Below are 18,160 nucleotides of genomic sequence, written 5' to 3' on the forward strand. Positions count from 1 at the left end.
GTGATTATAATTAAAGTTAAAAATCCACTTCTTCTAATTTCACATGCATCTAACTTGTTTTGAACTTTAATCCAGAGGTATCCTCTGAAAAGCAGTTCCTCAAATACAGGGACAATAAGACCAAATACTAATCCCATGATTCCTAAATCTAAAGAATTGTCCCATCTGAAGGGCAATATTATAATCACAAACAAAAAAATCCCCAAAACTAAATAAATTAGTTTTGACCGTAATTGCATGTCATCCCAGTTTAAACTTAGATCATTTAATGATGGTTTAAAGTGCATTAACAGTCCCATCCCCACCAGTACAAATGTCAGTCCATTTAAAGCTTGGAATAATATTAAATTATCCTCTTTTATCCCCCACCATAGACCTAACATTATGCTGGCACGGATTAGCTGGATGATGATTAGAGCTAAAATTATTTTTAAAAAATAGACCCCAATATAATTAAATTTATGTTTTGGTAATTTTAGCGCAGATAATATATTATCAACCATCATATCCCATACTTTATTCTTTTTCAGCTTCTACTTCTAACCTAACCATCTTGATTTCCACTTTTTGAGAAGTAGGAGGATGTTTTTCAAGATATGACATTGCAATTTGAGTTATAAACTCTTCTTGAAGTTCTTGAGGAACTTTATGCGTGTAAGGGAGCCATGTAGTCCTAATCCATCCTTTTAATTCATCTATATTTGAATGAAACATGATTTTTGGAATTAATTGTACATTAATCGGTTTTAAACCAGCATTTTTTAACATGGCGGAGTATTCCTCTGCATTAAAGAATCCATAGGGAAATTCAAGATTATGAAAATAATTTTCCCATTTTTCAAGTTTTATTAACTCAAATAACACATCAATGATTTCTTGAGCATTGCCCTTACCTGCCATTTGTAGAATAATCTTTCCTTTAGTTTTTAGAGCTTTTTGTATCCCATTTAAAACAGAACTTTGATCTTTCACCCAGTGAAGGGCTGCATTGGAAAATATTACTTCAAATTCATTATTAAAATCCAAGAATCGGGCATCAATATGCCTAAATTTTAAGTTAACATATTCTTCAGGCGAAAAAGTTTTCTGAGCTAATTTAATCATGTCCTCAGAATTATCAATACCCACCACATTACCCTCTGGAACTTTAGCTGCTATTTTAGCAGTTATTCTCCCATCACCACATCCAATATCCAGAACCTGTTCACTACCTTTTAGTTTTAGAAGTTCCATTAATTCTTTAGCCCACCTTTCTTGGTTAGATGAACTTTTCCTATAATCTTCAGCATCCCATTTGTACATAAAAACACCATTAATCATTTTCATTATAAACAAAAATATCCTCAATATTCACATCAAAAAATTTAGCCATCTTAAAAGCTAAATTGAGTGACGGATCATACTTATCTTTCTCTATGGCGATCACAGTCTGACGAGTAACTCCCAATTCTTTGGCTAAGTCTTCTTGGGTTAGATCTTTCATTGCCCTGAAAACTTTCAATTTATTTTCCATTTTACCATTACCCATGCATTCTATTAAAATAAACAAAAAATCCGGTGTAAAGTAATATTAATAAGCAAGAAGCATTTACCATGGTTAATCCTGCTTGCTTATATTCTGGAAAATACCCTTTTAAAGCTAAAAGAGAAATTCCACCTAAAGTGATTATGGTTAAAAATGTTAGCATTGCCATTCTAGCGGCTTTTCCTGCTACCACATAGGTTCTTTCATCTTCTGTAACATCAACAACCATCTTTCTCAGAACATATGATAAAATTACTCCTAAAAGAATGAATACGAATGCTAAAACAAGATTCCCCATGGGGATAGCCCATCCCACGGCAGCCGCCACGAAAATTATAAGCAATACCCTGAAAAGTTGCATATTTTTTTTATTCATTGTTTGTGACCTCTTAACTTGATTATGCTGGTGACTAACTCAGACTTGCATTTTCAATATTTTCTACTATAATAAAATCTTGAAATTGAATAAATAGCTAAACATAACACTGAAAAACAAATTAAAGAGTAGCCCACTAGCGTCCACTCAGGGAAGTTATTTCTAAGGGCTAAAATAATTATGGCAACATATAGTAATGTGGCTATAAAAATCCCCAGCGTCATGGTAGATGCTTTTTCATTAATTAATTGGGTCCTTTCATCTTCTACGATTTTATCCTCATTTTGAAACATTTCTTTCATATGGTCTTTTTTAAGGTATATAAATGGAATTTCAATGATAATTATTAAAATTGCAATCAAAACTAGATAAATATTCCCTATAATCAATCCAGCCACCCATAATCCGGTTACAAAGACTGAAACTATTTTTAAAATTAATCCCTGATTTTTAAGATCCATATCAATTCACCTAACAAACTCATTATGTTAACTATACTTTACATTATGTAATATAAAGTTTACTAAATGTTAAGGTGTATTGACTAAAATTTTCGAAGTAGCATGCACTCAAAAAAAAACTACAAAATGCTCAAAATTAACTTTTAAACAGCAAAAAATAAAATTTTAATGAAAAAGTTAAAACGGGACAATTATTATCTGCAAATGAGATCAAATGCCCGTAAAATAAATAATTAAGTGATATTAACCTTTATTTTTATTTAATGGATTTCCCTTTTCAATCAATTCCAAAGTAATCTCTTCAAATTCATCCCATAAAAAAGGTGCTTCTTCTTTGAAACGATTAGAACTATGTATTGATGATAAACTTACACCACTTGAAGCATAGGCGCTATTATATTCCCTATCTTTAGTATCCAGATCCATTAATTTTAAGTAAATAGATTTAAGGCTATCTAATCCATCATGTAAAGATGAAATAGCGATTATTTCTCGATCGTCGAATGTTATTGGTAAAAAAGAAGCCTGTTTACTCCACATATCATTATTCCATGAAGGTTTTGGCATTTTAATCAGACGATGCGCGAGATCTATCTTTAAATCTCCGTTTTCAGTTTTTTCATCTTCAAATCTATTCAATTTATACCAGAAATCTTTAAGTGATTCTATATTTCGTTCATTTTCAATAGAAATCAATGTTCTGGTTGAATTAATTTTTCTTCTTTTTTTTCTTTTATCTCTTCTTAAGTTACTTATTTCACCGGACACAATTCCTATACTCACTCCAAGAACCGTAGAGATTATAGGAATATATCCTGTTATGTTAGATGGGAAAAAATCATCTCCAAATAAAAATTTTTTTATATTAATAAATGAATTCAAAATTCAGAAAGTGCAAAAAAATATGCAATATTATTCCAATTCTATTCATATATTTCAATATAATTTCGTTATATAAAATTGGTTTTTGTTATCTTATAAATGTTTCTATTATTTAAAAAAATTTTAAAATAAAGATAATTTTTTTCAATAAAAAGCATGATTTTGAAGTTTTTGTTTAAAAACCCATTTTTGGATAGTTATTTGTTTATGGAATTACTAAAATGTAATAACTGACTAAACAATGCACTTAAAATATAATGATAGGGGGAGTATTAATGCAAAAAGTTCTTATGTTATGTGCCAGCCCAAGAAAAAAGAGCAATACATTACAAGTGTTAGAAAAATGCGCCGAAAAAATAAAGGAAAACGGCCTTGAAAATGAAATAATTTCTTTGAGAAAAATGAAAATCAATTCATGTATTGCTTGTATGCACTGTGCTAAAAAAGGAAAATGCGTACAGGACGATGGATTGAATGAAATTATAGATAAAATAAAAGAATCTGAAGGGTTTATTATTGGGACTCCCGTTTACTTTGGTACTGCTAGAGGAGATTTGATGTCTGCTTTGCAGCGGATTGGTATGGTATCACGTGCCACAGATAACTTTTTAAGCTGGAAAGTAGGAGGGCCTGTAGCTGTAGCCCGCCGAGGAGGCCACACTGCAGCCATTCAAGAAATGCTGATGTTTTTCTTCATTAATGACATGATTGTTCCCGGTTCCACATACTGGAATATGGTATTTGGTTGGGCTCCCGGCGAAGTAGAAAAAGATGAAGAAGGAATGGAAACTATTCAAAGATTTGGGGAAAATATTGCCACATTAATAAAGAAAATAAATGATTAAATAAAACATGCCCCATCTACTGGTAGTGGATTAGATTTAATAGAAAATTAGGGATTTAAATGAAAGAAGAACATTTGTACAGCCAATTTGCTGAATATTATGATAAAATATACGCAAAAAAGGATTACCATCGAGAAGTAGAGTTCATTGAATGGGCTGTGAATGAACATAGCACAAGTTCTGGGAAAACCATGTTAGATGTTGCTTGTGGAACTGGAAATCACGCTTTACTTTTAAAAAACAATTTTGAAGTTTTAGGCCTAGACCTAAACCATGAGATGCTTAAAATTGCCAAAGAAAAAGTTCCGGAATTAGAATTCATTCAGGGCGATATGAAAAACATGGATTTGGAAAAAATTTTTGATGCAATTATCTGTATGTTCTCTGCCATTAATTACAATACCAATGAGGATGAACTTGAAAAAACACTGCGAAATTTTTACATGACTTTAGAAAGTGGAGGTCTGCTAATATTTGACCTGGGACTAAATCGAGAAAATTGGGTAGAAGGTAGGGTTAGTGTAGATACTGTGGTGGAAAAAGATTTAGAATTAGCTAGAATTGGACAATCCCATTTAGAAAACGGTGTTTTTAATGCAAGTTTCGTATTCTTAGTGAAAAAAAATGGGAAAATGGACTTTAGCATAGATCAACATGAATTAGGAATATTTGAAACTGGAAAAGTTCTGGAATTAATGGAAGATATCGGATTTAAGACCGTAGTTTATGATGAATTTACTTCTAAAGTGTGGGACGTGAAGTCTGAAGGAAGACCTGTTTTTGTGGGTTTAAAACATTAAAATTATTTAAACCTATTTTAAAACAAATTCAATATAATTATAAGAGCATATATTTTAATAGTTGAAAATCAAAAAAGCCCCCGGGAGTAGCTATTATGAAAATCGCTTTAGCATCATCAAATAATAAAGATGTTGATTTACATTTTGGAAAAGCCTATAGATTTCTTATATATGAGTTTGATGGAGATAAAACAAATTTCATAGAAACAAGAGAGGTTTCTATCGACCCCAACCAACAACACCAATGGCAAAAGTCATTAGCAGCCATTAAAGATTGTGATGTGGTAATCTGTGTTCAAGTCGGAATGAATGGTAAATTCGGTATAGAAAAAGCCGGGTTAAAATTAGTAGAAGACAGGGGTTCTGTAGAAAATGTTTTAAAAAGATATGTTAAGCATTATAAGTTTATGAAAAAACCTCTGTTCTAATTTATATTAAGTATTTTCATCAATTTGTTTCTACAATAACCACAGTTTTAAATAGTAGAAATAAAAAAACTTATGCTACCCTTAGGGCGGGTTTCTAATTAAAAATTAATTCTATAATTATTGGCATATTAATTTACATGTATACTTTATGTAAAATTAACAATAATCATGATTTTTAGTGGGTTTATTTTAAGTAAAATTACCCGTGAAATCTATTAAAATACAGTTACATAACTTTATTAATCATAATGAGACTTATAATTAAAGTGCTCAAGATGATTCAGATTAGTATTTTAAATAAGGTTTTAAAAATTTAATAAGAATTTTAATAATTCTATTTACTATTTCACAGATAGGTGATAATATGGCTAAAGCGAGACGAAGAAGAGTACGCGACACATGGAAAGAAAAAACTTGGTACAAGATTACTAGTCCTAAAGCATTTGGAGAAAACGAAATTGGATCTACTCCATCCCGGGACCCTAATTTCCTCTTAAAAAGAAGAGTAGAAGCCACTATGAGAGAATTAACAGGTGACTTCTCCAAACAATACGTGAAATTAAAATTCCAAGTTAGTGATGTAGCTGGAAATACTGCTCACACTAAATTTATTGGACATCAAGTAACCACCGATTATGTCAGAAGCATGATCCGAAGAGGAACCAGTAGAATTGATGCTCCAGTCATTGTGGAAACTAACGACGGAAACAAAATGAAGGTTCATGTATTGGCTATAACCACTAGAAGAGCGAAATCTTCCCAGCAGAAATTCATGAGAGAAACTATACAGGAACTTGTGAAAAATTTGGCTGCTGAGAAAAGTTTCACTGAACTGATAGAAGGAGTTGTTACTGGAAAAGTAGCTTCCGAGGTTTATCACAAAGCCAAAAAGATTTATCCTCTCAAACGAGTGGAAATCATTAAGACTAAAGTCTTAGAATAAATACTAATTTAAAAAAATATGAACTGGGACCATAAATGTTAAACTGGGAATATGTGATCCTCTGTCTGGTCATGGGCCTCTTAACTTACTTTCGAGGAGCTCTTGATTTATTAGGATCACTTTTCATGGTTGCAATGGGTGTCATAATCATATTTTCAGCCGGTTTCAACTGGCTCCTTTTAATTTTAATTTTTCTTATTTTGGGTTTCGCATTTACTAAATATGAACACGACTACAAAAAAGAAATCGGTGTTTATGAAGGAAAGCGAAGTGCAAAAAATGTTATTTCCAATGGAATAGTTCCTTTTGTAATGGCTGCTTTTGGTTATTACGATGGATTTGTAGGTGGTTTTATTGGTTCTGTGGCAACTGCCACTGCGGATACACTGGCAAGTGAAGTTGGCGTAGTAAAAACACCTCGACTTATAACTAACTTAAAAAAAGTTTCTCCAGGAACAGATGGTGGAATATCTATTGTTGGAACTGCCGCCGGGATTATAGGTGCAGGAGCAATTGGAGTTTTTGCATACCTATTGGGGATTTATCCAGACCCTTTAATTTCCCTGAAGATTGCAGTTATTTCAGGTACTGTAGGTTGTTTTATGGATAGCATACTAGGTGCTGTTTTAGAAAGACGAAACTATCTTAGCAATGAGCATGTGAATCTACTGGCCACGCTTACTGGAGCATTTATAGGAATAATACTTGTTTAACACCATATCGAGTTGATAAAATGAAAGGGATAATAATGATAATTGACGGGATGGCAGATCGTCCCTTGAAAGAAATTGACTATCAAACCCCATTAGAAGCAGCTAAAACTCCAAATATGGACAAAATGGCAAAAAACGGTATAAATGGAATTATGGATCCTATTAAACCAGGAATAAGAGCTGGAAGCGATACATCCCACATATCAATTTTAGGTTACAACCCATATCAAGTTTACACTGGTAGAGGACCTTTTGAGGCCGCAGGTGTTGGAGTAGAAGTCATGGCAGGAGATATTGCATTTAGATGTAATTTTTCCACTGCCGATGAAACTGGTTTAATTGTAGATAGACGTGCCGGGAGAATAAGAGAAAAAACTGATCAGATTGCATCATCCATTAACTCCATAAAATTAGATGGTTTTGAAGATGTGGAAATTATATTTAAAGAATCCACAGGACATCGGGCGGTTTTAGTACTTAGGGGAGAAGGTTTATCTGATCAAGTTTCAGACGCGGATCCTAAAGGTGAAGGTAAACCACCCAAAAAAGTTAAACCACTGAATAACTCAAAAGAGGCTGAAAAAACAGCTGCTATTTTAAATAAATTGGTTGAAACATCATATGATGTATTGAAAGATCATCCCATTAACATTCAAAGAATTGAAAACAATGAAAATCCCGCTAACATAATTCTTCCCCGTGGAGCCGGTGCTGTTCCTGATGTTGAACCATTTAATGAGAAATATGGGCTGAAATCAGCATGTATTGCTGAAACCGGGCTGATAAAGGGCATTGGAAACCTTGCTAAGATGGATATTATTGAAGTTGAAGGGGCTACCGGTGGCGTGGATACCGATTTGGACAGTATAACTAAAAGCATTAAAGAATCTTCTCAAAATTACGAATTTATTTTAATTAATATCGACGGTGCAGACGAAGCAGGGCATGACGGAAATTTGCGAGAAAAAATAGATTTCATCTCTAAAGTAGATGAAGTCATTGGAAAACTACAAAACCTCCCAGAAACTTATTTTATTTTAACTGCAGATCATTCCACGCCAATATCTGTTATGGATCACACCGGAGATCCAGTACCACTTGTAATAACCGGCCCCGAAATTAGAGTAGATGATGTTGAACAATTCAGTGAGATATCTGCTGCAAAAGGAGGTTTGGGGCGTATTAGAGGCTCTGATATAATGAACATCCTAATGGATCTTATGAATAAATCAGAGAAATTTGGAGCTTAATTTCATTTAATAGCCAATAAATTACTAAAATATTAAATATCGTTGGGTGGAAAAATGGAAGAATCGCCACGTTTATTTGGAACTTCAGGAATCAGAGGAGAAATGGGAACCCTCATCACAAGTGAACTAGCACTTAATGTTGGAAAAGCCTTGGCGACTTACTTAGGTGGTAAAGGAAATGTTGTGATTGGACATGACCCCCGAACATCCAGTGAAATGTTAGAAAGTGCCCTGAGTGCAGGGTTATTAGAAGTTGGATGTAATGTACTCCAAATGGGGATGGTTCCCACACCATTAGTTGGTTATGCTGCATTTAAGCTCAATGCTTCTGCAGGAGTAATGGTAACTGCATCTCATAATCCTTCCACAGATAATGGGATAAAACTATGGAATACAGATGGGATGGCTTATAGTTATGAACAGGAAAGGAAAATAGAAACTATAATTCATAATAAATCTTATTTAAAAAAAGAATGGCATTATCTTGGAAAAATACAACAAGTAAAAGATATAACTCAGACATATATAGAAGATATTCTAAAAAGAGTCAATATTAAACCGGGTTTAAAAGTAGTTGTAGATTGTGGTTCTGGAGCTGCTGCTCATCTATCCCCATTAATATTAAGAAAAGCAGGCTGTGATGTTTTAAGTTTAAACTCCCAAGTAGATGGGTTTTTTCCAGGCCGGAAAGTAGAACCTAATGAAGCTAATCTACAGGATTTAATGAAAACCGTGCAGATAACTGGTGCAGATTTAGGCATTGCTCATGATGGTGATGCAGACCGTATGGTGGCTGTAGATGAAAAAGGAAATATGGCAGATTTTGACAAACTACTGGCACTAATATCCCGTAACATAGGTGGTAAAATAATCACTACTGTAGATGCATCATTATGTATTGATGCGTGTGTAAAACCCCTAGGAGGAGAAGTAATTAGGACAAAGGTGGGAGATGTTCACGTAGCCCAAGCCATAGTAGAGAATAGTGCTGCATTCGGTGGAGAGCCATCAGGCACATGGTTACATCCAGATTTCTGCATGTGTCCAGACGGCATATTATCTGCCCTGAGAGTGGCAGAAATTGTATCACAAGAAGGAGCCCTATCTGAATTACTCTCATCCATACCAGAATATCCAACTATGAGAGAAAAATTACCTTGCCCTAATGAGGACAAAAAAAGAATAATGAAAAAGGTAGAGGATGAGTTAGAAGCTTATTTTACAGAAGTGCAAAATGTGAATAACATTGATGGCATTAGAATCTCTTTCGAGGATGATAGTTGGGTGCTGGTCAGGCCATCAGGTACTGAGCCATATATACGTATCACATTGGAAGGGAAAACAAAAGAAATGGCTCAAGATATTTACCGTATCTCCTCAGAATTTATTAAGAAAGAGATGAAATAAAATCATCAATACTTATTATTAAATAATATTTTAATCAGGCGATTTCATGAAAGCTGTTATTCTAAGTGCAGGTGAAGGGACGCGTATGCGCCCTCTAACCTTAAGTCGGCCCAAGACAATGATACCAGTAGGTGGAAAACCTATTGTCCAATACAATGTGGAAGCCCTTCGTGATGCAGGCATCAAAGACATATTGATAGTTGTTGGATATCATGAAGAAATGGTTAAAGCACATTTCAAAGATGGAATTGATTTAGGAGTCAATATAAGTTACGTGACTCAAAAAGAACGATTAGGCACCGCACATGCAATCGGAATGGCTAAAGAACATCTGGAAGGGCCATTCATTGTCCTTAATGGCGATATAATTCTTGATCCAAATCTGTTAGGTGAACTCATAAATAAGTACCATGAACGGGATGCTAAATCCATGATGGTGTTAACTGAAGTAGAAAATCCCAGTGCTTTTGGTGTGGTTGAAATGGATGACCAATGGGTAACTAAAATTGTTGAAAAACCTAAAAAAGGTGAAGAGCCCAGCAATCTCATCAACACAGGAATTTATATCTTTGATACCGATATTTTCTCATGTATTGACAAAACAACTATCTCTTCCAGAGGGGAATATGAAATAACAGATTCTCTCCAGATGCAGATGGATGATGGATTAAATGTGATTGGTATCAAAACTGATAAGAAATGGATTGACGTTGGGAGGCCATGGGAGCTTCTAGAAATAAATGAACAGATTCTCTCCACCATTGATTGTGACATTAAGGGGCAGATAGAAAAAGGAGTTAATATTAATGGTCCAGTTGTATTAGGAAAAGGGAGCATCATTCGTTCAGGTACCTACATTCAAGGACCAGCCCACATAGGTGAAAACTGTGATATTGGACCAAATACATATTTACGTGGTCACACATCATTGGGAAATAATGTAAGTGTAGGAAATGGAGTTGAAATAAAAAATTCAATTATTATGGATGGTACTAACGTAAATCACCTAACTTATGTTGGAGATTCAATTATTGGAGCCCAATGTAATATTGCTGCAGGGACAAACATCGCCAATCTGAGATTTGATGACAATGCAATTAAAATGACAGTGAAGGGCGAGAGAGTACATACTGGACGAAGAAAGCTAGGAGTTGTATTTGGAGATAATGTCAAGACAGGCATAAATTCCAGTTTTAATCCAGGAGTAAATGTAGGTATCAACTGTAAAATTGGATCCGGAACAGTTATTTACAGAGATGTTGAATCCAATACAATAGTATTGGTAGTGCAAGAACATCAGGTAATTAATAATCCTTAATCATTAATATTCTTTTAAAATAAAACTAAAATCCGCCTTATTTTAAAAAAGAGGTGATTTATTGAATAAAAAACCCTTTATTCACCATACTGCTAGAATATTTCCAGGAGCCCATATAGTAGGGGATGTCAAATTAAGTGAAAATGTTTCTATATGGTATAACGCTGTTTTAAGAGGAGATAGAGATTCCATAATTGTTGGGAAAAATTCTAATGTTCAGGATAACTGCGTAATACATTCTTCACAGGGCTATGTGGTTAAATTAGGGAAAAACGTTTCTGTTGGGCATGCCGCAGTATTACATGGTTGTGAAATTGAGGATAACGTTTTAATCGGCATGAATGCAACTATACTCAATGGTGCTAGAATTGGAAAAAATTCTATTGTAGGTGCAGGCGCATTAGTAAGTGAAAATAAAGAGTTTCCAAATAACAGCTTAATATTGGGATTACCTGCTAAATTAATTAGGCCACTAAATGAAGATCAAATTAAATCCATAGAAAATAACGCTTTAAGATACGTTAAACTAGCAGAAAACAGCTTGATTTAATATATTAAACAACTTTTATTATTTATACAAACAATTTAAAATATCTCTTTTACATATCTAATCAATAATTCTTAAATTAATTAATTCAATTTTATAAAGAATCTGATTAATTATCAAGTGATTATATGGTTAAAATAAGAAAAATTATCAACAAAATGGATCCTTACATTCCTGGTCGATCCATTAATGAAATTGCTAAAGAATATAATTTAAATAAAGATGAAATTATTAAACTTGGATCCAATGAAAATCCATTAGGGCCCTCCCCTAATGCTTTAAAAGCAATAAAAGAACAATTAAACACCATACACCAATATCCCGAATCTGGTTTGGAAGATTTGAAAACAGCTATTGCTAATTACTCCAGAGTTTCTCCAGAGCAGGTGATAATTGGAGGAGATGGTGCTGATGAAATTATTGAAGTTCTGGGAAAAACTTTCATTGATCCTGGCTGTGAATTTATTGTTCCATTGCCCTCATACATGTATTATGAATTCACTTTACAAAGCCATGGCGCAGTACCAGTTTATGCCAAATGGGATGTTGAACAAAATCAACTTGATGTGCAATCTGTACTGAATTCATTAAGTGAAAAAACAAGATTGGTGTTTTTATGCACACCAAACAACCCCACAGGTGGTTTAATCAGTGCAAAAGACATTAAAACCATACTAAAATCTACTGATGCCCTGGTTGTGGTTGATGAAGCTTATTTCGAGTTTTCATTAGTGGATAATGTGGATCTTTTGAGTGATTATCCTAATCTTTTCATTATGAGAACTTTTTCAAAAGTTTTAGGCCTTGCAGGTATGAGAATAGGATATGGGCTTGCCGATCCAGAGGTAATTGAATACATGCACCGCGTGAAGCCGGTCTTTAGCCTGGTTAAACTTGCCCATGTAGCAGCCCTATCCACCTTAAATGATACAGAGTACATAAAAAAATCCCAAGAATACTCCATTGAGAGTAGAGAGTTTTTATATGATCAAATGTCCCAAATAGAAAAATTAAATGTTTTTAACTCTAAAGCCAATTATATATTAGTAAATGTTCGCAAAACAGGGATGAATTCGACTGAAATTGCTCAAAAACTTTTGGAAAAAGGAGTAATTGTTAGGGACTGTAAATCATTCAAAGGACTCGACGATTACTGGATCAGAGTAAGTGTAGGTACATTAGAAGAAGATGCAAAATTTATTGATATTTTGAAAAAATTAGTAGAATAACTAAGGAATTAGTATGAAATTTGGTGGAACAGTCATATCCTCTTTAGATTTTCCAGGGCGCATATCTTTAGTAATTTTCACTGGAGGCTGTCCTCTCCGATGCCCCTATTGCCATAACCCCGAGATAATTGTTGGCGGAAATGAAATTACTTTGGAAGAGTTATTTCAACAAATCGATGATGCAGTCGATTTTATAGACAGTATAGTGGTAACTGGAGGGGAACCATTAATGCAGAAAAAAGATGTTGTGGAAATACTTAAATACGCTAAATCTAAATCTCTGGAGACTAAACTGGATACTAATGGATGTTATCCTGAAAGATTAAAGGAAATAATTGATCTGGTTGATTATGTTGGGCTGGATATTAAAGCACCTTTTGATAGTTATCCCCGCATCATTAAATCAGACATAGGAGAAAAAGTAGAGAAAAGCATGAACGTGGCCTTAAAATCTCCTGAAACTTTTTTAGAATGTAAAACAACATATGTTCCAGGACTATTAACTCCCAATGATATTAAACAGATTTCAAGAGAGATAGAGTGTGATTTATATACATTACAACAATTTAGAAATAAAGTAGTTCTTGATCCTGCTTTAGCAGATACACCCAGCCCATCACCAGACCAATTAAAAAAACTTGCAGCTGCTGTTAAACCCGTTTTAAAAAAAGTTAGAGTAAAAACTGCTGAATTTGGTGAAGAAAATATCTAAAAATTATAAGGAATTGAGTTAAAAATGCCAATTTTATCCTTCGGAAGTCGTAATATAGACCTTATTACTGGTCAAAAAACCATGACTATTCGTAAATTATGGAAAAAACCTCTTAATAAAGGAGATAGGCTCCATTGTTATTGGAATTTGGTATCTAAAGAACGTCGCAAGATATTCGAAGCTGAAGTAACTGACGTGGAAATATTAAATTTTGAAGATATTATTAAGAATGATGATTTAGCTCAGGAAGAAGGTTTTAAAGATAGTTTGGAGCTTGAAAATGAATTTAAAAAAATGTACTCTGATAAAATAAAAGCAGATACTGCCTTTCAAGTTATAAGATTCAAAAAATTGCCTATTGAAGAGTGGGAAGGGGAAAAAATTAATGAAAAGGCAATGATCACTCAAAGAGCAGATATATTATTTGATTCCGGAAAATATCATAAATCAGAAATGTGTTATACTGCTGCATTAAAATTTGACCCCGAAGACATCTATATATTGAATAAAAAAGGGGACAATTTAACTCGTTTAGGTCGTTTTGAAGAAGCATTAAAATGTTATAATGATGCATTGAAAATTGAACCTCAGAATGAGTTTATTATTAATAACAAAGCAATAGCTCTTTTAAATTCAGGTCAAACCGAAAAAGCTCTAAGATGCAATGATCTTGCTTTTAAAATAAACCCCGAAAATAATGTTGTATTATATTGGAGAGGTTTTATTTTAGAGATGCTTGGAAAAAACTTGCAAGCACTGGATACATATAATAAAGTGCTGGAATTGGATCCCAGCAATCCCGAAGTATGGAATGCAAGAGGAAATTTATTGTCTGATCTGGGGAAAACAGAAAAAGCTCTAGAGTCCTATGATAAAGCACTTGAACTTGTTTTAGAAGATGAAGCTAACGCTACTGCATGGAATAGAAAAGGAAATGCTTTATTAGAGCTAGGAAGACTAGAAGAAGCATTAGAATGTTATACTGAAGCATTAAATTTAGATTCAAAGAATGATATAATTTGGGGTAATCGCGGAGTAGTGCTAATGGAGTTAAACCGTTTTAAAGAAGCTTCTGACTCTTTCAACAAAGCTTTAATGATCAATCCCAAAAATGATGATGTTAAAGTACTGTTGGATGAATGTCTGGAGAATTTATAATTAACCAGTTTAAGTTGAGGAAATTGTTTCAAAATGAAAACTTTGAAAAAAAAGAACGTCCTTTTCCATTTAACACCTCCAGATAAATTTTCTTGATTAGAATGTGATGCTTGTGGATCTTTTATCAGCAAAATCCTGCCCAAAAACTTGTGAATGGGATAAAATTCATTGGAATTCTCGTGAAAAACAAGAAAAAAGTTATAGAACTACTTGGTGGGCTCCTCAATCAGCAGAATGGTGGATTGGAGTATTATTTGCTATAGGTGCAATACTTTTTGGATTGGGTGCATTTCCCACATATAGCAAAATAGTGGGCAACCTTTACAATAATATAACTTTTTTTACGGGATCTCTATTTTTCACATCTGCTGCATTTTTGCAGTATCTGAAAACAATAAATAGTCCTCAAAAATTGAACAATGCTTCCAATCATATTTTCTCTGATAAAAGACAAGTTAAAATATGGATTTTTAGTCCATTGCGAATTGATTGGTGGTCCGCATCAGTACAATTAATTGGAGCCATATTATACAATATGAGCACATTTTATACCATACATACTATTTTAACAGCGACTTTAGTAGATGACATTGTCTGGACTCCTGACGCTTTTGGATCTATATGTTTTTTAATTTCCAGTTCACTGGCATGGCTAGGATTTAATCATAAATTATTCTGGTGGGAACCTAGAAATATATCTTGGTGGATTAATGGCGTAAATTTCCTTGGTTCATTATCATTTGGTATTTCTGCACTTTTTGCTTATGTTATGCCTTCTACAGGCCTTCCAGAAAATATAACATTCATGAATTTAGGAACATTTATTGGCGCCATCTTATTTTTTATTGGAGCAATACTCTTTCTTCTAGAGAGAACCCAAAAAAATAGATGAATAATTAATATAAGAGCGTTAGATTATCCCTATCTTTTTCTTTTGTCTCTGATTTTTCCAATCCATCGTAAGATTCCATAATATCTGCCAGTAAGCTATCCACCATATCTCGTCCAAAATTTTCTTTTACAACCATCCTCATTACTTCCACATCCTGGGCATCTGGTGGAAGAGTATATGCTGGGATAATCCATCCCTTCTCCCTTAATTTTTGAGATAGTTCAAATACTGTGAAATCCGCGCCTTTTAATTGCACAGTTACCAATGGAAACATTAAATCTTTATTGATAACTTCGAATTTCCCTGATTCTTCTAATTTTTGAGCCATATATTTGCAGTTTGCCATCATAGTTTTCATGATATCTTTATAACCATTCTTACCCAATCTCAAAAAATTGTAGTACTGTGCTACAATGGTACTGCTACCTTTGGAAAAATTAAGTGAATAATTAGGCATTAATCCACCCAAATAATTGACCTTAAATATTAATTCATCCGGCAAGTCTTTTTTATCCCTAAAAACTAGCCATCCTACTCCCGGATATACTAAACCATATTTATGTCCTGAGACATTTATGGATTTCACCTGTTCCAATCTAAAATCCCATTCCATTTCAGGATAGACAAATGGTGCTATAAATCCGCCACTGGCACCATCCACGTGTAAAGGAATATCCCAACCTTTTGTTTGTTTGATTTCAATTAATAGTTGGTTAATTTCCTTTATGGGATCCATTTGGCCAGTGAATGTAGTCCCTAATACTACCCCCACACAGATAGTATTCTCATCTATCTCCTTGGCCACATCCTCAGGAGTTATAGTATAATTATCCCGTTCTAATGGAATTAATTTTAATTCAACATCAAAATAAAGGGCGAATTTTTCCCATACAGTGTGTACATCTGCTCCCATTACAATATTTGGTTTATCAAATGGTTTGCCTTCTTTTTGTCTTCGCTTTTTCCATGTCCATTTGTGGGCCAGAAGTCCCAACATGATAGCTTCAGATGAACCTATAGTCCCCGTACCTACAGATTTACATTCATGAGGGGCGTTAAAAAGCCTGGCCAGCATATTAACCACTCTGTCCTGAATTTTAGATGTTTGGGGATATTCATCATTATCTATAAAATTTTTACCCATACTCTCCATTATTAATTTATCTGCCTCTAATTCCATCCAAGTTGTTACAAAACTGGCCAGATTCAAAGCCGGATTACCATCTAAGTTCAGTTCTTCATGTATCAATTGATAAGCAGCCCGAGGAGGCATACCCTCCTCAGGCATTTCATACTTAGGAACGCTTTCTGTGAAATATCTGCTTCCAAATGTACTTGTAATTTCTTTTTGCGATTTTTCCATTTTTCTGAGATTTTTTTTCTTAGATAACACTTCAAACCCCTCTTCATATTAATTTAAATCTTTTTAAATTAACATATGTTTTTACAAGTAATTAATAAATTCGAAATTAGAGTTTTTTGCGACAAATTGTTAAAAAATATATAAGAAAATAATCTCAAATGAATCATTTAATCTAAAGCTAACACATTAACGGCTTAATAGTTGATTTATGAAAAATATTATAATTTTTGGCATTCGGGGCATATATATGATGATGTGCTACCTGTTTTTATTTTTTCTATAGTGGTTCCACATACAGGGCAAGGTTTACCCTCATTATACGCAACCAAAAAATAGTCTCGGGTAAAACCCCACTCTTTACCAAAGAAATCTTTTTCATAAAAAAGTCCACCTTTCTCAAGGGCATCTTTTAATTGATTAACCATGGAATGATATAGATTTTCAATTTGAAAATGTTCTAATTGATTTACTAGTTTTTTAGGATGTATTTGTGCTTTAAAAAGAATATCATGAACATATACATTCCCAATACCACCTATCTTTTTCTGGTTTAAAAGAATGTTTTTTATTTGAGAACGTCCTTTAATTAAATTTTCGAAATGTTTCAAATCAAAATCATGATCTAAAGGAGATATAGCGATATCTTTTGTGGGCTTATGATCAGATAATTCATTTGAAGCAATAAGTTCAGCTCGACCTATCCACCAGAATTTACAGGTGAAGCCCGAATTATCTGTGAAATTAAAATGAATATGATAATCTTCTGGCAGTTCTTGATTTTTTTCATGATATAAAATATCTGCACCCATCCCCAAGTTTAAAAGGAGAAAATAATCATCAGAAAGATCCATGAAAATCCATTTCCCTTTATGATAAACATTCAAAACTTCTTTTCTTACTATTAAGTTAGAGAATTGGGGTTTGTCCATATTTAAAATCTTTTCCTGTTTAATATTCACTGAATCAAATATTTTGGAAGATAGTTGCTTGTTCATCTGTTGTGCAAAAATAATTATCTCAGGTAGCTCAGCCATAAAATCACTTCACCTATATTAATCATTTCCGGTCCCATATTTTTAATTAAATAATCATTTAGATGCAAGATTGTTTAATATCGATCTAGATTATAAATCCACTGTCTTAACTTCAAATAATGATTTAGTAAAGGTAGATAAAATGTTATTTTGAATATATTAGCAAATATTATGGATTGATCTAAGTTTTATCCCAATTATATATTTAAAAATTCAATAATATGGTTTTTTAGGCATATTTATCATTTTAAGTTTTATTTCACACCCTAAACGTACG

20 protein-coding genes and 1 pseudogene are annotated in these 18,160 nt (G+C 33.3%); 13 read left to right on the forward strand and 8 right to left on the reverse strand.

Going from position 1 to position 18,160, the window contains the following annotated elements; all coding sequences use genetic code 11:
• The 6 genes and pseudogenes from MXE27_RS08035 to MXE27_RS08060 form a co-directional block, all read right to left on the reverse strand.
• Positions 1 to 503 (reverse strand): annotated as a pseudogene (locus MXE27_RS08035) (CPBP family glutamic-type intramembrane protease); the annotation flags it as partial.
• Between the two features lie 13 nt (positions 504 to 516).
• Positions 517 to 1,302 carry a class I SAM-dependent methyltransferase gene (locus MXE27_RS08040; protein WP_248611907.1) on the reverse strand — a complete coding sequence of 262 codons (786 nt, stop codon included), beginning with the start codon at positions 1,300 to 1,302 and terminating at the stop codon, positions 517 to 519.
• 10 nt (positions 1,303 to 1,312) lie between these two features.
• Positions 1,313 to 1,513: a helix-turn-helix transcriptional regulator gene (locus MXE27_RS08045; protein WP_248611908.1), complete on the reverse strand. Its 201-nt coding sequence runs from the start codon at positions 1,511 to 1,513 to the stop codon at positions 1,313 to 1,315.
• 7 nt (positions 1,514 to 1,520) lie between these two features.
• Positions 1,521 to 1,901 (reverse strand): DUF2178 domain-containing protein, encoded by a 381-nt coding sequence (locus MXE27_RS08050; RefSeq protein WP_248611909.1) that lies wholly within the window; start codon positions 1,899 to 1,901, stop codon positions 1,521 to 1,523.
• Positions 1,902 to 1,954: 53 nt separating this feature from the next.
• Positions 1,955 to 2,362 (reverse strand): DUF2178 domain-containing protein, encoded by a 408-nt coding sequence (locus MXE27_RS08055; protein ID WP_248611910.1) that lies wholly within the window; start codon positions 2,360 to 2,362, stop codon positions 1,955 to 1,957.
• 243 nt (positions 2,363 to 2,605) lie between these two features.
• On the reverse strand, positions 2,606 to 3,145 hold the full coding sequence (locus MXE27_RS08060; protein ID WP_248611911.1) for a hypothetical protein: 540 nt from the start codon (positions 3,143 to 3,145) through the stop codon (positions 2,606 to 2,608).
• A gap of 374 nt (positions 3,146 to 3,519) precedes the next feature.
• Here MXE27_RS08060 and MXE27_RS08065 point away from each other — a divergent pair, with 374 nt between their 5' ends.
• The 13 genes from MXE27_RS08065 (at position 3,520) to MXE27_RS08125 (ending at position 15,486) form a co-directional block, all read left to right on the forward strand.
• Positions 3,520 to 4,089: a flavodoxin family protein gene (locus MXE27_RS08065; protein ID WP_248611912.1), complete on the forward strand. Its 570-nt coding sequence runs from the start codon at positions 3,520 to 3,522 to the stop codon at positions 4,087 to 4,089.
• A 59-nt stretch (positions 4,090 to 4,148) separates the two neighbouring features.
• Entirely contained in the window at positions 4,149 to 4,889 is a 741-nt protein-coding gene (locus MXE27_RS08070; protein WP_248611913.1) for a class I SAM-dependent DNA methyltransferase, read from the forward strand.
• A gap of 95 nt (positions 4,890 to 4,984) precedes the next feature.
• Positions 4,985 to 5,317 carry a NifB/NifX family molybdenum-iron cluster-binding protein gene (locus MXE27_RS08075; RefSeq protein WP_248611914.1) on the forward strand — a complete coding sequence of 111 codons (333 nt, stop codon included), beginning with the start codon at positions 4,985 to 4,987 and terminating at the stop codon, positions 5,315 to 5,317.
• Positions 5,318 to 5,681: 364 nt separating this feature from the next.
• Positions 5,682 to 6,260, forward strand: a complete 579-nt coding sequence (locus tag MXE27_RS08080; RefSeq protein WP_248611915.1) for a 30S ribosomal protein S3ae — start codon at positions 5,682 to 5,684, stop codon at positions 6,258 to 6,260.
• 35 nt (positions 6,261 to 6,295) lie between these two features.
• The gene (locus MXE27_RS08085; RefSeq protein ID WP_248611916.1) at positions 6,296 to 6,973 is read left to right on the forward strand and encodes a TIGR00297 family protein; all 678 of its coding nucleotides are present in this window, start codon (positions 6,296 to 6,298) and stop codon (positions 6,971 to 6,973) included.
• Positions 6,974 to 6,993: 20 nt separating this feature from the next.
• Positions 6,994 to 8,223 carry a 2,3-bisphosphoglycerate-independent phosphoglycerate mutase gene (locus tag MXE27_RS08090; protein WP_248611917.1) on the forward strand — a complete coding sequence of 410 codons (1,230 nt, stop codon included), beginning with the start codon at positions 6,994 to 6,996 and terminating at the stop codon, positions 8,221 to 8,223.
• 54 nt (positions 8,224 to 8,277) lie between these two features.
• Positions 8,278 to 9,630 (forward strand): phosphoglucosamine mutase, encoded by a 1,353-nt coding sequence (glmM, locus tag MXE27_RS08095; RefSeq protein ID WP_248611918.1) that lies wholly within the window; start codon positions 8,278 to 8,280, stop codon positions 9,628 to 9,630.
• A 46-nt stretch (positions 9,631 to 9,676) separates the two neighbouring features.
• A complete protein-coding gene (gene glmU, locus MXE27_RS08100) occupies positions 9,677 to 10,948 on the forward strand; it encodes a bifunctional sugar-1-phosphate nucleotidylyltransferase/acetyltransferase (RefSeq protein WP_248611919.1) in 1,272 nt (423 codons plus the stop codon).
• 61 nt (positions 10,949 to 11,009) lie between these two features.
• Positions 11,010 to 11,498: a gamma carbonic anhydrase family protein gene (locus tag MXE27_RS08105; protein ID WP_248611920.1), complete on the forward strand. Its 489-nt coding sequence runs from the start codon at positions 11,010 to 11,012 to the stop codon at positions 11,496 to 11,498.
• A 125-nt stretch (positions 11,499 to 11,623) separates the two neighbouring features.
• Positions 11,624 to 12,724: a histidinol-phosphate transaminase gene (hisC, locus tag MXE27_RS08110; RefSeq protein WP_248611921.1), complete on the forward strand. Its 1,101-nt coding sequence runs from the start codon at positions 11,624 to 11,626 to the stop codon at positions 12,722 to 12,724.
• A 13-nt stretch (positions 12,725 to 12,737) separates the two neighbouring features.
• Positions 12,738 to 13,436 carry an anaerobic ribonucleoside-triphosphate reductase activating protein gene (locus tag MXE27_RS08115; protein WP_248611922.1) on the forward strand — a complete coding sequence of 233 codons (699 nt, stop codon included), beginning with the start codon at positions 12,738 to 12,740 and terminating at the stop codon, positions 13,434 to 13,436.
• 24 nt (positions 13,437 to 13,460) lie between these two features.
• A complete protein-coding gene (locus MXE27_RS08120) occupies positions 13,461 to 14,594 on the forward strand; it encodes a tetratricopeptide repeat protein (protein ID WP_248611923.1) in 1,134 nt (377 codons plus the stop codon).
• Positions 14,595 to 14,706: 112 nt separating this feature from the next.
• Positions 14,707 to 15,486, forward strand: coding sequence for a hypothetical protein (locus MXE27_RS08125; RefSeq protein ID WP_248611924.1), 780 nt, complete (start codon positions 14,707 to 14,709; stop codon positions 15,484 to 15,486).
• 4 nt (positions 15,487 to 15,490) lie between these two features.
• On the opposite strand, the gene gad is transcribed toward MXE27_RS08125, so the two are convergent.
• Together gad and MXE27_RS08135 are read right to left on the reverse strand one after the other, a co-directional pair.
• Positions 15,491 to 16,879 carry a glutamate decarboxylase gene (gad, locus tag MXE27_RS08130; protein WP_248611925.1) on the reverse strand — a complete coding sequence of 463 codons (1,389 nt, stop codon included), beginning with the start codon at positions 16,877 to 16,879 and terminating at the stop codon, positions 15,491 to 15,493.
• A gap of 188 nt (positions 16,880 to 17,067) precedes the next feature.
• On the reverse strand, positions 17,068 to 17,883 hold the full coding sequence (locus MXE27_RS08135) for a DNA-formamidopyrimidine glycosylase family protein (RefSeq protein ID WP_248611926.1): 816 nt from the start codon (positions 17,881 to 17,883) through the stop codon (positions 17,068 to 17,070).
• Positions 17,884 to 18,160 lie beyond the last annotated feature (277 nt).

Origin of the sequence: Methanobacterium alcaliphilum, assembly GCF_023227715.1 — an archaeon.
Lineage (GTDB): Archaea > Methanobacteriota > Methanobacteria > Methanobacteriales > Methanobacteriaceae > Methanobacterium_E > Methanobacterium_E alcaliphilum.

Excerpts from the sequence above, each read along its gene's own strand:
- MXE27_RS08040 (WP_248611907.1), bottom strand. The coding sequence starts at position 1,302 with ATGTACAAATGGGATGCTGAAGATTATAGGAAAAGTTCATCTAACCAA.
- MXE27_RS08045 (WP_248611908.1), bottom strand. The coding sequence starts at position 1,513 with ATGGAAAATAAATTGAAAGTTTTCAGGGCAATGAAAGATCTAACCCAA.
- MXE27_RS08050 (WP_248611909.1), bottom strand. The coding sequence starts at position 1,901 with ATGAATAAAAAAAATATGCAACTTTTCAGGGTATTGCTTATAATTTTC.
- MXE27_RS08055 (WP_248611910.1), bottom strand. The coding sequence starts at position 2,362 with ATGGATCTTAAAAATCAGGGATTAATTTTAAAAATAGTTTCAGTCTTT.
- MXE27_RS08065 (WP_248611912.1), top strand. The coding sequence starts at position 3,520 with ATGCAAAAAGTTCTTATGTTATGTGCCAGCCCAAGAAAAAAGAGCAAT.
- MXE27_RS08070 (WP_248611913.1), top strand. The coding sequence starts at position 4,149 with ATGAAAGAAGAACATTTGTACAGCCAATTTGCTGAATATTATGATAAA.
- MXE27_RS08075 (WP_248611914.1), top strand. The coding sequence starts at position 4,985 with ATGAAAATCGCTTTAGCATCATCAAATAATAAAGATGTTGATTTACAT.
- MXE27_RS08080 (WP_248611915.1), top strand. The coding sequence starts at position 5,682 with ATGGCTAAAGCGAGACGAAGAAGAGTACGCGACACATGGAAAGAAAAA.
- MXE27_RS08085 (WP_248611916.1), top strand. The coding sequence starts at position 6,296 with ATGTTAAACTGGGAATATGTGATCCTCTGTCTGGTCATGGGCCTCTTA.
- MXE27_RS08090 (WP_248611917.1), top strand. The coding sequence starts at position 6,994 with ATGAAAGGGATAATAATGATAATTGACGGGATGGCAGATCGTCCCTTG.
- glmM (WP_248611918.1), top strand. The coding sequence starts at position 8,278 with ATGGAAGAATCGCCACGTTTATTTGGAACTTCAGGAATCAGAGGAGAA.
- glmU (WP_248611919.1), top strand. The coding sequence starts at position 9,677 with ATGAAAGCTGTTATTCTAAGTGCAGGTGAAGGGACGCGTATGCGCCCT.
- hisC (WP_248611921.1), top strand. The coding sequence starts at position 11,624 with ATGGTTAAAATAAGAAAAATTATCAACAAAATGGATCCTTACATTCCT.
- MXE27_RS08115 (WP_248611922.1), top strand. The coding sequence starts at position 12,738 with ATGAAATTTGGTGGAACAGTCATATCCTCTTTAGATTTTCCAGGGCGC.
- MXE27_RS08120 (WP_248611923.1), top strand. The coding sequence starts at position 13,461 with ATGCCAATTTTATCCTTCGGAAGTCGTAATATAGACCTTATTACTGGT.
- MXE27_RS08135 (WP_248611926.1), bottom strand. The coding sequence starts at position 17,883 with ATGGCTGAGCTACCTGAGATAATTATTTTTGCACAACAGATGAACAAG.